The following is a 16,875-nucleotide window of genomic DNA, read 5'->3' on the forward strand; positions in this document are numbered from 1 at the left end:
CGCGAAGGCGGAAGTCTATTCTTAAAAAGGTACTGCGATTACTGGAAATGGGCTCGCCTTCGCAGAATCGACAGTAATAGAGGATGTTTGTCACCACGAGGTAGTTAGTTTCAACTCAGAATGGAGAGAATACTCTCACTAAATATCAGATAATCTTATTTAAAAGGTAGCATCAAAGTTAGAGCATACTTTTTAAAATATAGCCTCATTCAAATTGAGATTAAGTTTTATACTTTGGTGGTAGATGGGCAACCCAACCGCCTCCTAATGCTTTAACCAACCCTACAGCAGAGGCCATTTGCAAACCATCTATTTGTATGGCAGCCTGCTCCAGTGTAAAAGCACTAATTTGTGCCGTAAGTACATTTAAATAAGGAACAGTGCCCGCTTTATATTGATTTATAACAAGTTTAAGTGCGTATCGCGCATCCTTTGCTGCTTTATCTTGGACTATGCTCTGATTTGTTAAAAAACGTAACGAAACCAGATTATCTTCAACATCCTGAAATGCAGTTAGGACTACTTGACGATAATTGGCAACTTGAGCCATATATTGTTCTTTGGCAGCCCTTACCCCTGCCGCCCGGTAACCCCCATCAAAAATAGTTTCTGCCAATTGCATCCCGGCAGACCAACTGATTGCAGGTTTATGAATCAATTGATGAAAACTATTTCCGGCGGCACTAACCGTTCCATTTAAAGTCAAATTGGGGAAATATGCAGCAATCACCACTCCAATTAAGGCACTCGCTTGTTGAACCAGACGTTCAGCTTGAGCAATGTCTGGCCTACGTTCCAACCAAACTGAAGGGACTTCCAAAGGAATCACCGGCGGTTTTAAATTAATAATGGCAGGTTTTAATGAAAAATCGGCAGGAGGACGCCCCATTAATACAGCAATTGCATGTTCATATTGGCCACGTAAGATTCCATTATTAATGGCTGATGCCTGCGCTGATTCGACCTGGATTTGTGCCTGAACCACATCAGCACGCGATACAACACCTGATGCATATTGATTTCGGGTGAATTGTAATACTTTGCTGTAAGCAGTTACCGTGTCGTCCAAATATTTTTGAACTCGATCCAAGGTGCGTAATTCAAAATAATATTGCGCCAAAGCCCCTTGGGCTGATAAACGAGTCACCCCAATTAACGCTTCATTGGATTGTGCTAAAGCCAGATCGGACTCAATGGTTCGCCGAACAAGTCCCCAAAGATCAGGTTCCCAACTCGCATTCAAAAATGAGGTATAAATTGTAGTGGTTGATGCTGAAGACACGATATTTGTCGTCGCTGTGCCCGTAGTACCAGAAGTGCTGATAATTGATGTAGATCCTCCGGCCTGTCGTTGTCGGAACAAGCTAAATGCACCCACTACAGTTGGATATAAATTTGCGCGTGCTTGGTCTACAATTGCAAGTGACTGCCTGAAATTTGCCTCTGCATTCACAATATTTTGGTTGAAATAATTTAACTGGCTTTCCAAATCATTCAATACTGGATCATTGAAAATCTTCCACCATTCGCCACGGTTCATATCATCTTGAGGCTGGATGGGTTTCCAATTTTTACGCTTAACCCCTATTACCTCTTTACCTTTGGCTTCTTTGAATTGAGTTGGAACTACAACTTTTGGAGGCACATAATTGGGTCCAACCATACAAGAACACACTAAAAAAGAACATAAAATTAAAAATTGTAATCGATTATGAGTGGCCATGGGCACCTCGTAACTTAAACCGTTTCATAAAATTGCGCAATCGTATTCCAGCATTATCCATTGCTAAATAAATCACTGGTGTCGTGTACAGTGTTAATAATTGACTCATAATTAGCCCGCCAACAATAGTTATACCTAATGGGCGACGCAATTCTGAACCTACTCCAAAACCAATAACCAGAGGCATAGCACCTAAAATAGCGGCCATTGTCGTCATCATAATTGGTCGAAAGCGTAATAATGCGGCTTCATAAATTGCTTCACGTGAGGATTTATTTTCTAACCGCTCCGCTTCCAAGGCAAAATCAATCATCATAATGGCATTTTTTTTCACAATACCAATCAGAAGAATCATTCCAATCAAAGCAATAATGCTCAAATCGGATTTAAATAACAATAAAGCCAATAATGCACCCACCCCAGCCGACGGTAGAGTAGACAAAATAGTTATTGGATGAATCAAGCTTTCATAGAGCATCCCCAGCACAATATAAACAGCCAAAATAGCTGTCATTATCAAATATTTCTCTTTTGCAAAAGATTCTTGAAACGCTTGTGCCGTCCCCTGAAACGTACCCCGCATGGTTGGTGGTAAATTCATTTTATTAATTGCACCAGTGATTTGTTTCACTACCCCCCCTAGCGATACTCCAGGAATCAAATTAAATGAAAAAGTAGCCGCCGGAGCAAGACCTAAATGATTTACGGATAATAAAGTAGAACCAGTCTCAAAACTGGCAAATGCGGATATAGGCACTTCGTCACCAGTTGAAGACTTAACGTAAATTTCATCCAATACAGCAGGATATTGCCAATATTTGGGGGCAACATTCAAAACCACATAATATTGATTCATTGGCATATACATAACCGAGATCTGACTTTGGCCAAAAGCATGATATAGCACTTGATCAATCTGTTGTGGGGTAATCCCAAAACGTGATGCAGTGTCATGATCTACATTCACATAAGTTTGCAAACCATGATTAAGCTGGTCATTATTTAAGTCAGTAATACCATGAATCTTTGCCAATTGCTCCATAATTCGCGGCGTCCACGTAGCTAGATCATTTAAATTATCAGCAGTTATAGTATATTGGAATTGAGCTGCTGTTTGTCGCCCACCTATTGTTAGATCTTGGGCTGCCTGCATATACAAAGTAGCACCCGTAATTAAAGATAATTTGCTTCGCAATCGTTCTATTACCTGGAAGGTAGTTATATTTTGGATAGGCTTCAACGTAATAAACATTGAGCCTGTATTGGCTGTATTATTGCTCGGACCACTGCCAATAAAGGCACCAACATTAGCTACAGCGGGATCCTTACGAATTTCTGAAACAAATTGAATTAATTTCCTTTGCATCGCTTGAAATGAAATATTTTGATCTGCTCGTAAAGAACCTGCGATTCGATCCGTATTTTGTTGAGGGAAAAATCCTCTAGGTATAACCGCAAACAAACTTGCAGTAAGTAAAACAGTTGCAAAAGTAAGAATTAACATGACTCGTGGGTGAAACAACGCCCAATGCAAGCCATTTGCATAACTCAAACGCACCTTTTCTGTAAAGCGCATAAAAAAATTGCTGTTATTGCCTTCATGCTCATGCAACATTTTGGAGCACATCATCGGTGTCAAAGTTAAGGAAATAACGAGTGAAATCAAAATTGCTACAGAAAGGGTCACCACAAATTCACGAAATAAACGTCCTACAATGCCACTCATAAGAAAAATTGGAATAAATACGGCAATTAATGAAATGCTAATGGATAACACCGTAAAACCAATTTCTTTTGATCCATCAAAAGCAGCCTGCAGCGGTTTTTTCCCCATAGCAATATGACGAGAAACATTTTCCAGTACTACAACTGCATCATCGACAACAAAACCTGTAGAAATGGTTAAAGCCATCAGCGATAAATTATCCAAACTGTAATTTAATAATTTCATTACTGCAAAAGTCCCAAGTAATGATAATGGAACTGCAATGCCCGGAATCATCATCGCCCTGAAACTTCCAAGAAAAAGGTAAGTAACAAAAATTACCAAACACATAGCAATAAGTAGAGTAAGCTCCACATCATGTAATGAAGTACGAATTGAGGTTGTTCTATCCAGCAAAATATTTAATTTAATATCCTTTGATATAGAAGCCTCAATTTGAGGTAAGATTTGTTTTATATGATCCACTGTTTTTATCACATTGGCGCCGGGTTGCTTGAATAAAACCAAGAGCACGGCTGGTTTCCCGTTTGCCAAGCCCGCAGTATGAACATCAGCAACTGAGTCGAATACATGAGCGACATCAGAAAGACGTACTGGCTGGTTATCGAAATAGCTAATAATTAGTGGGGCATACTCACTTGCCTTATTCATCTGGTCATTACTACTGATTACTGAAACAGTATCATCATGAATCAATTGTCCTTTTGCCAAATTCACATTGGCATTGTTAATTGTTCCAGCAAGTTGGTTTAATCCAATTCCATATTTATTTAAAGCTGTAGGATTAATTTCAACACGAACTGCAGGTAATGAGCTCCCACCCACGGCCACCTGCCCTAAACCTTCAATACGCAAAATCCTTTGTTGCAATATAGTTGATGCGACATCATACATCTGTCCTGGAGTATATTTATCCGAAGTCAATGCAAGAATCATAATCGGCGCGTCAGCAGGATTTACTTTGCGATAAGTAGGATTATTAGTTAAGTTAGCCGGTAATTGACTTAAAGATGCATTAATTGCTGCTTGGATGTCTCGTGCAGCGCCATCAATATTACGTGATAAATCAAATTGTACAGTGATGCTGGTTTGTCCTAAGGTACTTGAGGAAGTAAGTTGAGTGACACCTGCAATTCGCCCTATCTGCCGCTCCAAAGGCGCTGCAACTGAGGTCGCCATAATTTCTGGGCTACCCCCTGGTAACTGAGCTTGTACCATAATGGTTGGGAAATCAATTTGAGGTAAAGGTGCTACAGGTAATAAATCAAATGCAAGAATTCCTGCACAGCTTAGTCCAAATGCTAATAGGATTGTAGCAATGGGTTTTTTAATAAACAAAGATGATAAATTCACGCCCCACTCTCCCTAACATTGGGATTGTGTTTACCATAACTCATTACTTTACGTGATATGCGATCAAAAGTCAGATAAATAATAGGAGTCGTATATAAAGTCACCAACTGACTTACTATTAGTCCCCCAATTATCGCAATACCTAATGGACGTCGTAACTCACCACCTAGCCCATGACTAAATGCCAAAGGAACTGCACCAAGCATGGAGGCCATAGTGGTCATCAAAATGGGTCTAAAACGTAATAAAGCTGCCTCATAAATTGCATTTTCAGGTTTGAGTTTGTATTCACGTTCTTGCTCAAGAGCAAAGTCGATCATCATAATTGCATTTTTTAACACAATTCCAATCAATAAAATAATCGCAATCAAAGCAATGATACTCAGTTCATTATTTGTTATATACAATGCAAATAATGCTCCCATAGAAGCTGAGGGTAAGGTAGATAAAATAGTAAGTGGATGAATGTAACTTTCATAAAGCACACCTAATATGATGTAAACAACAACTACGGCAGCAATGACCAACCACCCTTCATTAGCGAGGGAGTTTTGAAAATTTTTTGTTGTTCCTTGAAAACCTGCCTCTATATTAAGAGGCATATTGAGACTATTTTTTACAGCGTCAACCTGAGTCACTGCATCACCCAAGGATGCATTATTTGCAAGATTAAACGAAAGCGTCGCAGAGGGAAACTGATCCTTATGCGTAATGACTAAGGGACCAACCGCTTGCTGCAAATGAGCAAACGTCTTAATGGGTACAGAGCCACTTGATACCACTCCCGATAAAGGATTAAGATTTTGTGAATTACTCGCTAAGTTATTTATACTATTATTATTTGTTCCAGTAGCATTCACAAAAGAGTTAGTAGCAGAGCTTGTAGAAGAATTAATCACCGAAGAATTAATATAAATGTTATCAAAAGCAATCGATTCTCTTTGTAGTGGAGGCAATACTTCCAATACAACTCGGTATTGATTTCGTTGCGTAAACATAATAGATATTTGCCGCTGACCAAACGAATCATATAAAGTTTCGTCAATCATTTGCATGTTAATACCCAGACGGTATGCCGTATCGCGATCAATATTCAATAATGTAACCAAACCCCTATTTTGCTGATCGGTATTTACGTCTTTCAAAATGGATAATTGGCGCATTTTCTCTAACATTAACTGTGACCACTTAGTAACGTCCTCCCTATCAGGGGCGCTAATACTGTACTGATATTGTGTGCGACTGGTTAACGTATCGATCGTTAAGTCTTGTACAGGTTGCATGTATAAAGAAGCCCCAAAAACTTGATTGATTTTGGATTGCAAACGATTCATAACTTCGATAACGCCTGGACGTTGTTCAAAGGGTTTTAAATTGATCAAAATACGCCCGCTATTGAGCGTGATATTCGTACCATCAATACCGATAAAGGACGATACATTTTCAACTGCCGGATCGGAAAGCACTGCATGCACTAGAGCTTGTTGTCGATTAGTCATTTCTTTAAATGAAACCGATTCAGAGGCCAATGATACTCCTTGAATAATTCCTGTATCCTGAATGGGGAAAAAGCCTTTAGGAATGAGATACAATAAAATGCCTGTGATTAATACAGTAATCAAAAAAATCAGTAAAATAAAAGGTTGGCGTGAAAGAACCCAATGCAGGGAGATTTTATATCGCTCACTAAGATAATCTGATTGACGCTTTAGAAAGCGCTCTAAATCGGTCACTTCATTTTCACTTTGCATCTTTAGAAGTCTAGAACAAAGCATGGGCGTTAACGTTAACGAAACAAATGCTGAAATTGCAATTGTCATGGTTAAGGTCACTGCAAATTCGCGGAATAATCGACCAACTATGTCCCCCATAAATAATAAAGGGATCAGTACCGCAATAAGAGAAATAGACAAAGAAACAATAGTAAAGCCTATTTGAGCGGCTCCTTTATGAGCCGCATCCAAAGGTTTCTCACCCATCTCGATATAACGTATGATGTTTTCAATCATCACAATCGCATCATCAACCACAAATCCTGCAGCAATAGTTAATCCCATCAAAGTAAGGTTATTAAGGCTAAACCCGAGTAAATACATTAGACCTAATGTGCCTACGAGTGCCAAGGGTACTGAAATACTAGGAATTATTGTTGCTGATAACCTACGTAAAAACAGGAAAATCACCATCACAACTAAAACAACTGATAAAAGTAATTCAAATTGGACATTTTCTACGGAAGAACGAATACTGGTCGTACGATCGGTAAGTACTTTGATCTCCATCCCAGACGGAATTGCCAATTTCATTTGTTTCAACAGATTTTTGACTCGTTCTGCTACCTCAATAACATTTGCTGCGGGTTGACGTTGAATATTGAGGATAATCGCTGGCTCTGTATTCATCCATGCCGCTTGCATTGTATTTTCTATACCATCAATAACATTCGCTACATCAGATAAACGGACGGGAGCTCCATTCTGATATGAAACAATTAAGGGACGATAATCTGCTGCAGACAAGAGCTGGTCATTGGAATTAATCGTATAGGCTAAACGTGGGCCATCGAAATTTCCTTTAGCAGCATTCACATTTGAAGCCACAACGATGGAACGCACATCTTCCATAGTTAATCCATACGCAGACAATGCATTTGGATTAGCCTGAATACGTACTGCAGGTCGATGTCCGCCGCCAATACTTACCAACCCTACACCCGATAATTGAGAAATTCTAGGGACAAGACGTGTTTCTGCATAATCCTCTACTTGAGTTAAGGGTAGAGTACTTGTAGTCAAAGCCAAGGTTAGGATGGGTGTATCTGCCGGATTGACTTTACTGTAAACAGGAGGATTGGGAAGATCAATCGGCAAATAATTACTTGCTGCGTTAATTGCTTGCTGAACCTGTTGCTCCGCTACATCCAAACTCATATCCAAATTAAATTGCAAAGTAATAATGGATGAGCCACCTGAGCTGTTTGAGGTCATTTGCTCCAAACCTGGCATTTGTCCGAATTGACGTTCAAGTGGTGCCGTGACTGTAGTGCTCATTACATCTGGACTTGCTCCAGGATAAAATGTTGATACTTGAATGGTGGGGTATTCCACGTCAGGCAGTGCTGAAATAGGTAATAGTTTGTATGAAAGGACGCCAGTTAGCAAAATAGCAAGCATCAATAATGAGGTGCTTATAGCTCTTGCGATAAATGGGCCTGAAATACTCATGAGAGACTGTGCACCTTTAAGCGAGACCCGCTTTTGCGAACTGAGACACTTGGTGAATGCTCTTTTTGGACAAGTACTCTGGAACCATTCATTAATTTATCAGCACCGTTTATTACTATTCTTTGATTGGGTAATAAACCACTTTTGATTACAGTATCATCTTCACTAGTAGGTCCAACAATTACAGTTTGAATTTTTACTGTATTATCTTCCTTAATAACATAAATAAAATCTTCTGTTGTTGTATGTTGTAGAGCAGCTGTTGGCACAACTGTCGCTAGGTGCAACGTTTCAGCTAATATTTTCACATTCACAAATTGATTAGGGAACAATGTGTTTTTTTCGTTATTAAATATCGCTCTAAGTCTTACGGTTCCTGTAGTAGTACTAATTTGGTTATCCAAAGCCAGTAATTTTCCTGTTGCGAGTAAATGGTTTTGTTGTCTATCAAAAACATTCACTTGCATCGCTTTACCACCATAAGCTTGGGGTGCAATAAGTGGTACATAATCTTCTGCTATAGGAAAAATTACCGTAATGGGATCGTGAGTAGTTATTACTGCAATACCTTGGGTATTTGAAGTCTGCACAAAATTTCCTGGGTCTACCAAACGCAAACCGATTCGTCCCTCAATAGGCGAAGTAATATTGCAATAAATAAGATTGACTTTGGTACTCTGAATGAGACCCAGATCTGTTTTAACATTTCCTTCATATTGCTCTACAAGTGACTGCTGTGTTGCTAATGTTTGTTGAGAAATAGAATCTTCTTTCCATAATTTTTGATAACGTTTTAAGTCAATTTTTGCATTCGCTAACAGAGCTGAATCCCGCTTGAGATCTCCTTCATATTGAGTCAGTAATGCTTCATAAGGACGTTGATCAATTTGGGCAAGTAACTGGCCTTTTTTAACCAATTGGCCTTCCTTGAAGAGAACCTTCATTAATAAACCATTTATCTGAGTTTGCACTGTAACAGTATAAACTGGAGTTACTGTGCCAAGTGCCGCGATATAAATAGGTACATCCCGAGTTGTAGAAATTCCCGCTACAACTGGAATAGGATTAGGACTCACAGTATGCGTTTTTTTAGTGGAGATATAGAACCATAATACAGCAACTAGGGTAACTAAAATGATGAGTAAACCTAAATAATTTTCTGCCGGGAAACGCTCTCGCCAACGTTCAATAATCACCATTTTTTTATTCCTGGTAGGTGATTTTTTTCCTTCCATAAACACTACGTCCCTTAAGCAAAAATAATGAAATTCATCATATCGAATTTTCATGTGGGTAGCAAAAAAATCTAGATTACTCCACAGCCCCCTTTATTTGATCAAAAACAACCCACTCAATCAAGAAAAAAGCCAAATTTAACACTATACTAATAAAAAACATTTTTTTCATTGTCCTACATAGCTACAAGGAGTGACCTATGGAAATAAAAGCCTTTCAATTCCTTAGAAATAAAGGATGGAGCTTGAAAGAATTTCCAGATCTTGATTCTATGAACACCCTGGTGCTTATTTTTGCAGCACCCGAGTTCTTGGAATATCAAGAGCCAATAATGCAATTGGCTAACTTTTATTCCAAATCAAAAATCATCGGTTGCTCTACTGCTGGAGAAATTTTTGGGGACAATCTTTTTGACAGCAGTATTACAGTGGCCGTAATCAAATTTGCTAAAACATCGTTAAAAATTGCTAAAGCTGAAGTAAATCATGGTAAAGACTCCGAAAAAGCCGGCAAGCTAATTGCCGAACAATTAAAAGCGGACGATCTGCATAGTATTTTCATTTTGTCTGATGGACTTAATGTAAATGGTTCCGAATTAGTGCAAGGATTAAATACAGTTAAGGGTAACCACAAACTCATTATTACCGGTGGCTTAGCGGGTGATGGCAGTCATTTCGAAAAAACATGGGCCATTTTAAATAATAAAATTCTTGACCATTATGCCGTTGCAGTAGGTTTTTATGGTTCTGATATACATATTGGACATGCATCTAAAGGGGGGTGGGATATTTTTGGTCCAATTCGTCGAATTACCCGTTCTGAATCAAATGTATTATATGAACTTGATTATCAACCGGCTTTACAGCTTTATAAAGAATATTTAGGTGAAAAAGCCTCTGAATTACCTTCTTCAGGATTACTTTATCCATTGGCTATTAATAATCCTCAGGCACATGATGATACCCAATTGGTACGTACTATCCTTGCAATTAATGAGAAAGAACAATCCCTGACTTTTGCAGGGGATATTCCAATAGGATGGTATGCACAATTAATGAGAGCGAATTTTGATCGATTAATTGATAGTGCTAATGAAGCAGGTCTGCTCGCAAATAAATTGATGCTCAATGATAACTTAGATCAGTTAGGGCCCGTTTTGGCGATTGATATCAGTTGTGTAGGCAGGCGATTGCTTTTGGGGGAACGAACAGAAGAAGAAATTGAGTCTACTATGTCTGCTCTACCCAAAGGCTCAACTCAAGTTGGTTTTTATTCATATGGGGAATTATCACCTTTTTCTGTGGGGAATTGTCAATTACATAACCAAACCATGACGATTACAACTATTTATGAGACATAAAAATTTAAGGTTAAAATAAGACAATATGGAAATTCATAAATTATTAAAGCGACAACTGGAACATTCAAACATTGCTGAAGATAAAAAACCAGAATCTGACGAGCAATGGAAAACTTTTCTCCAGCGCATCAATAATACGTATATGGAAGCAGATCAAGAGCGTTATTTGCATGAACGTTCAATAAAAATTTCTTCACGAGAAATGATGAGCTTGAATGAAAAGCTTGAATTTGCTCAACATATTGCAGGATTAGGATATTGGTCTTTTGATGGCAATACCGGACATACTATCTGGTCCAATGAGTTATTCAATCTTTTCCGCTTAAATCCAAATAATAAACCACCTTCTTTGCAGGAGTTTCTAGAGTTAGTTCATGAGCAAGATCGGTTTGAATTACTCCAAAAGGTAGAGTGTGCTTTAAACGATAATATTGATTATGAATGTGAAATACGTGTCAGAAACCCTAGTGGAAATTACCATTGGTATAGAACGATTGGCCAATGCCAAAAAGAAAATAAACAGCTTGCGGGCATTGTTATTGATATTCATAAAAGTAAAATTGCCGAAGAAAAAATCAAAGAATTAAATCAACAAATATCATCTACGGCTCGTCGTGCGGGAATGGCAGAGGTAGCAACAACTATTTTGCACAACATTGGAAATATCTTAAATAGCTCCAATGTTTCCATCACTTTATTAAAAAATAGTTTTAAACAAGATTATGATAAAAAATTATTAAAAATTATGGAAATGATGGAGAAAAATAAGCTCAATTTAGCTGATTTTTTATCCCATGATCCCAAAGGTAAAATTATTCCCCAATATCTATTAACCCTGGCCAAAATTATTTTGGAAGAAAATAAAAAAAACAATACAGAAGTAAATAACCTTCAAAATGATCTACAGCATATAAATCAAATTGTAGATACTCAAAAATCAATTAGTGGACTATCGAGTGTGAACGAAAAAGTCTATCTTCCAGAATTGATAGATACTGCAGTAAATATCACTATGAGTTCCTCAAAAAATGGTGGTATTAAGATAATTAAAGAGTTTCACCCAGCACCTTTAGTTATCGTCGATAAATCCAAATTACTGCAAATATTAATCAATCTAATTCAAAATGCCAAAGAATCGATATTGGAAAACAACTCTATTCCCATTAAAGAAATCAAGTTAATAGTACAAAAATCAGAAAAAAAATCAGTACAAGTTATAGTCGAAGATAATGGAGTTGGAATTAATGCAGATAATTTGCAACGTATCTTTGCTTTTGGATTTACAACAAAAACAAATGGCCATGGTTTTGGATTACACAGTTCTGCATTATCAGCCCGTGATATGGGTGGGTCTCTTTTGGCAGAGAGTAAAGGTGAAGGATATGGGGCGCAATTTGTATTGACTTTGCCGATCCGCGACAGCTTAGATAAATAGGGGGAGCCCATGAATGATATACCATTACATATTATGATCATTGATGATAATCCCTCAATTCATCAAGATTTTATTAAAGTCTTGACTGCTTCGAATCCAAAGTCAGAACTACATCATTTAGACCAACAATTATTTGATGATGAACTCTCTTTAAACGAATCCTATAGTCCCGATATCGAATTTTTTTTACCAAAATTTATTTTTAATACCGCGTGTCAGGGCCAAGAAGCAATTAAAAAAATTAAGGGTGATGTAGAAAAAGGAATACATTATGCCCTGGCCTTTGTCGATATACGAATGCCACCAGGGTGGGATGGGATTGAAACCATTAAACATATGTGGGAGATTGATTCTGATATTCAAGTGGTCATTTGTACTGCTTATTCGGACTACAGTTGGGAAGAAACGGTCAAAGAATTAGGTGTGGGAGATAATTATCTCATCTTAAAAAAACCATTTGACGTGGTTGCGGTAAGACAACTCGCTTGTGCATTAACAAGAAAATGGATTTTGGCCAATGATGCAAAACATCATGAGCAAATATTGCAACAGACGGTGAAAGAGCGCACCGAATCCTTGCAACAATCATTATCCCTCTTAAGATCCACCTTTGAATCATCCGCCGATGGAATTTTAGTCATCGATTTAAATAACAATTTAATCGATTGTAATTCCAAGTTTATCTCCATGTGGAATATCCCGAAATCCATGTTAGAAACTAATGATGGAAGCATCTTTTTATTTTATATGCTGAATCAGATTGTTAAGCCCCGTGAATATTTAGCGGATATAGAGCGTCTAAGAAAAAACATTAATGAAATCAGTAGAGAGATTATTACTTTTAAGAATGGCAAAATATTGGAGTGCTATACTCTTCCCCACCGATTAAATAAAAAAGTCATCGGTCGAGTATGGAGTTTTCGTGATATAACGGAACAAGCAAATCTTGAGAAACAACTAAAATATCAGGCCCTACATGATCCATTAACCAAACTACCTAACAGAGCTCTATTAATCGATAGGATACAAGCCAGTATTGATTATGCAAAGAAACATGGACATCAATTTGCCATCCTGTATTTTGATTTAGATCGATTTAAATTAATCAATGACAGTTTGTCACATGAAGTGGGGGATCAATTATTGCGCATGGTTGGACAACGATGGTCTTCTCTAGTTCGTAAAGAAGATACTTTAGCGCGTATGGGTGGCGATGAGTTCGTGATGATTTGTCATGTATCCGAAAATGAGGATATTAGAGCCATTGCTAACAAAATTATAGATTCTATGAAAGAACCATTCAAAATTTTAAAACGAGATATAACGATTACTACCGCAGCAGGAATAAGTATTTACCCTAAAGATGGAGAGACACCCAGTGATTTGTTAAAAAATGCAGATTTAGCAATGTATCAGTCTAAGGGATTGGGAGGAAATCAGTATTCTTTGTATGCTACTCAATTACATGAATATTCTGATCAATGCTTTAAACTCGAAACAGAGTTACGGAATGCCCTTAAAAATAAAGAGTTTTTTTTATTATATCAACCCCAGTTTAATCTTGATAAGGAAGACTTATTGTCTGTAGAAGCCTTGATTCGTTGGAATCATCCAGACAAAGGATTAATGCTACCTATGGATTTTATTCCTTTGGCAGAAGAAACGGGTTTAATTATACCTATGGGTGAATGGATTATTGGCGAAGTGTGTCAACAAATTAAAGCCTGGCGTAAAAAAGGTCTTCCCTATATACGCGTTGCCATTAATATTACTACTCGGCAATTACAACAGCACAATTTTATTTCCGTAGTAGAGACAATTTTAAAGGAACATTTACTTTCTCCTGAACATATAGAATTTGAAATATCTGAAAATGTGATCATCACGCACCGAGATATTATAAAAACACTGAATCAACTCAAACAACTTGGTATTCGAATCGCATTAGATGATTTTGGAACGGGAAACTCCAGCATCAATTATCTAAAACAACTTCACATTGATTGCCTAAAGATAGATCAATCTTTTATCCAAAATATATCGGCGTCTCGTAGCGATGAAGTAATTATTGAGGCGATCATTTCCATGGCGCGAAGTTTTAATTTTAAAGTTCTTGCTGAAGGTGTAGAAAGTAAAAAACAATTGGATTTTTTAAAACAACAGCGTTGTGATGAAGTTCAAGGCTTTCTTTTCAGCAAACCTTTAACACCCAGTGCGCTTGAGAAATTCTTAAAGCATCACATTTAATCTTCATTGGGTGATTTAGATATAGCGGTACTATTTCATGCTTAAACTACACAAACAAACCTGTCATTGGAATAAATTAGTTCCTTGAAATTAAGTCCCCAAAGTTCTGAATTCGTTTAGAACTTTGGGGGACATTATAAACATATTAACGTGAACAATTCGTTTCATCGCAATTGTTTAGGCTTCTGTAGGAAAGTCTTCAATAGGAGGGGCTATCCATAGACTGCAGTTGGGAGATGGCATGACGTAAGTCGTGACCACGTGTGAGTTCATGCTATTAAGCATCGCTCTTCTGGTAGAATGCATCGTATTTTTGACAGTACAGACCATATTTTTTTGTGCCAAAAAAGCTGCGCACCCACTATTTCCTGGAGAATTAGTGTAATCAATATCACGAGTTGTCATGAGATACACCCGTGTTTTTAAGGATGCTGATTCAGAAATAAGCTTAAAGCTGAAAGGCCCCGCGATGTGATGTTGTCCCCAAGAAGTAATTTGTTCTGAGGCAGCAACAACTACTTGTGGAAGTCCTTGCGCTGTCACTGTAACTGTTTCTGTACTATTTGGCTCGATTGGGAGATTGTTAATCGTTAACGAAAAATCTTGAGAAAGCAAGTTGGGAAATTCTTGGTTAAACACTACCGCCTGTGCTTCCGGGTCTCCTCGATACTGAGCCTTTACGCTATCGAAAACATGCCAGAGCTTATTATAAGCATTAGTACAAAGTTGAGCATCTTTTGCGCTAGGAAGCACTCCTGCGGAAACAGAATTTGAGGCTCCAGCAAGTAAACAAATGGATAGAAATGTATATTTCATAACAAACTCCTTGTTATTTAGTTAAAGAATCATTACCCAATTAAGGCCTTGATTCTGATAATGAAGCCTCTTCATTAACATTTTTGCCGTCAATGATTACAATTGTGACTTCACACGTGCCATTCCATGGCATTTTGTATAATTACATAGCTAAAAAACAATTGTCAAAAAAGCGGCGACTGTTTGGCGAGATAGTAGAAGTTGATGATTTTATTTTAAACCTGTGGGTGAAAAGTCCTTAACACTTCATTAGTGTAATGGCATATCTAATAATAAATAATGCACATTACACCGCGATACCACTAATAAGATCTTATCTCAGGTCTAATTTTCTGCCATTGATTTAATGGTGAGTAATCAGGCGTTGTCATTTTATCGACAGGCAAGTAGAACGTTTGTTCTAACAAATGCTGACCACTCAATGCTGCATGCGACACATGATCGGTAAAGACTATCCAGGTACTTTTAGCCGGAAAATCAATTTGCATCTTCTCAACATTTGCCTGATAACTATCATCCAGCTTCATCGTATCATGTAAATGCAGCATGTAATGATCGTAGGGAGGTCTTAAAGTTTTTGTTGCTTTAACCCACTTCAGCATTTTGGCTTTTATTTTACTGTAGGGTGCGATTTTAGGTGCAAACCGATTAAGAACATTTTCAAATGGCTCACCAAGATTCCAAACTCGAGGTTCACTAGGATTGATATTACAAAAAACCCGTAAAATTCTTAAGCCATGGACGGGACTGGCCGAAAAGGAATCCACATGCAAACGCGTATCATCTTTACGTTTTGAAGAAACACGACCGTTAATTTGTGCAGGCCTGAAACTGGTCCTTCCCCATTGCAAATGAGGTGCGTAAGAAGGAAGAGTAGTCTGAATTAATTGATGGGCAAATTCTGCATAACCATGCATCATATCCCTCAGTTTACCATCCAGATTACCAATATCTTTGTTAAAAGCGCTTAACTTTTTATTACGAATATCGTAACTTACATTTTTACGACTACCATCCAAGACATTTTCAGATAATAAAAGCGCGTCCACAGGAGCAAAAAAATATTCTGGAAAAAACAAAACCTTGCCTGCTTCTAATAGATTAACACTCTTTTGGTGGTCAATTTGCTCAATGTTTTGTGTAAATAAATAGGAATTCATTATTTTTACCTTAAATAATGTGTAATTTAGTAAAAATTTCATGCTACATCGAATATAATTCAAAAAACCCAATTTTTACTTTTAGCTGCTGGATCATACCATGTCACTTTGTCCTTGTGGATCACAAAATAAATATGAATTATGTTGTGGTTTATACCTTGAGAAAAAACAACACCCAGAAACTCCGGAGCAATTGATGCGGTCACGATATACTGCATACAGTATGGGCAATATTGATTACATCAAAAATACAATGAAAGGCAAAGCCTTAATAGGCTTTAATGAATTTGAAGCGGATCTATGGGCTAAAAGTGTAACCTGGATTAGTTTGGACGTGTTGAATACAAATACACCAGCTCCTGATAAAAGTTTTGTTGAATTTGCAGCACGTTATTCCGAGGGTAATAAAGTACAAATTATTCATGAGGTAAGTGAATTTCACAGGGAAAATGACCGTTGGTTCTATGTCAGTGGAGTACACAAACACAGTTTAGAGAAAATCAGAAAACCCAAAGTTGCCCGGAATGCCCCCTGCCCTTGTGGTAGTGGTAAAAAATTTAAGAATTGTCATGATAAATAACAATTAGAGTTAAAA

The 16,875-nt window shown here is 37.6% G+C and carries 10 protein-coding genes; 4 read left to right on the forward strand and 6 right to left on the reverse strand.

Going from position 1 to position 16,875, the window contains the following annotated elements:
- Window positions 1–220 precede the first annotated feature (220 nt).
- Genes ACWTEW_RS07355 through ACWTEW_RS07370 form a run of 4 tightly spaced genes read right to left on the reverse strand, consistent with a single transcriptional unit; the run spans window position 221 to window position 9,261 of the window.
- On the reverse strand, window positions 221–1,723 hold the full coding sequence (locus ACWTEW_RS07355; protein WP_454781050.1) for an efflux transporter outer membrane subunit: 1,503 nt from the start codon (window positions 1,721–1,723) through the stop codon (window positions 221–223).
- Complete coding sequence (locus tag ACWTEW_RS07360) at window positions 1,710–4,802, reverse strand: efflux RND transporter permease subunit (RefSeq protein WP_454781051.1); 3,093 nt, start codon at window positions 4,800–4,802, stop codon at window positions 1,710–1,712. The genes ACWTEW_RS07355 and ACWTEW_RS07360 overlap by 14 nt, the downstream gene beginning before the upstream one ends.
- A complete protein-coding gene (locus ACWTEW_RS07365) occupies window positions 4,799–8,026 on the reverse strand; it encodes an efflux RND transporter permease subunit (RefSeq protein WP_454781052.1) in 3,228 nt (1,075 codons plus the stop codon). The genes ACWTEW_RS07360 and ACWTEW_RS07365 overlap by 4 nt, the downstream gene beginning before the upstream one ends.
- Complete coding sequence (locus ACWTEW_RS07370) at window positions 8,023–9,261, reverse strand: efflux RND transporter periplasmic adaptor subunit (RefSeq protein ID WP_454781053.1); 1,239 nt, start codon at window positions 9,259–9,261, stop codon at window positions 8,023–8,025. Before ACWTEW_RS07370 ends, ACWTEW_RS07365 begins: the two co-directional genes overlap by 4 nt.
- Before the next feature lie 200 nt (window positions 9,262–9,461).
- Here ACWTEW_RS07370 and ACWTEW_RS07375 point away from each other — a divergent pair, with 200 nt between their 5' ends.
- From ACWTEW_RS07375 to ACWTEW_RS07385, 3 genes are read left to right on the forward strand one after another with little or no spacing between them, the layout of a single operon-like run.
- Complete coding sequence (locus ACWTEW_RS07375) at window positions 9,462–10,622, forward strand: FIST signal transduction protein (protein ID WP_454781054.1); 1,161 nt, start codon at window positions 9,462–9,464, stop codon at window positions 10,620–10,622.
- Between the two features lie 25 nt (window positions 10,623–10,647).
- Window positions 10,648–12,057, forward strand: coding sequence for an ATP-binding protein (locus ACWTEW_RS07380; protein WP_454781055.1), 1,410 nt, complete (start codon window positions 10,648–10,650; stop codon window positions 12,055–12,057).
- Window positions 12,058–12,066: 9 nt separating this feature from the next.
- Entirely contained in the window at window positions 12,067–14,304 is a 2,238-nt protein-coding gene (locus ACWTEW_RS07385; RefSeq protein WP_454781056.1) for an EAL domain-containing protein, read from the forward strand.
- A 177-nt stretch (window positions 14,305–14,481) separates the two neighbouring features.
- On the opposite strand, the gene ACWTEW_RS07390 is transcribed toward ACWTEW_RS07385, so the two are convergent.
- Together ACWTEW_RS07390 and kdoO are read right to left on the reverse strand one after the other, a co-directional pair.
- On the reverse strand, window positions 14,482–15,120 hold the full coding sequence (locus ACWTEW_RS07390; RefSeq protein WP_454781057.1) for a hypothetical protein: 639 nt from the start codon (window positions 15,118–15,120) through the stop codon (window positions 14,482–14,484).
- Between the two features lie 302 nt (window positions 15,121–15,422).
- Window positions 15,423–16,280 carry a Kdo hydroxylase KdoO gene (gene kdoO, locus ACWTEW_RS07395; protein ID WP_454781058.1) on the reverse strand — a complete coding sequence of 286 codons (858 nt, stop codon included), beginning with the start codon at window positions 16,278–16,280 and terminating at the stop codon, window positions 15,423–15,425.
- A 100-nt stretch (window positions 16,281–16,380) separates the two neighbouring features.
- On the opposite strand from kdoO, the gene ACWTEW_RS07400 reads away from it, so the two are divergent.
- On the forward strand, window positions 16,381–16,860 hold the full coding sequence (locus ACWTEW_RS07400; protein ID WP_454781059.1) for a YchJ family protein: 480 nt from the start codon (window positions 16,381–16,383) through the stop codon (window positions 16,858–16,860).
- Window positions 16,861–16,875: the final 15 nt, after the last annotated feature.

Source organism: Legionella stuttgartensis (genome assembly GCF_977063405.2).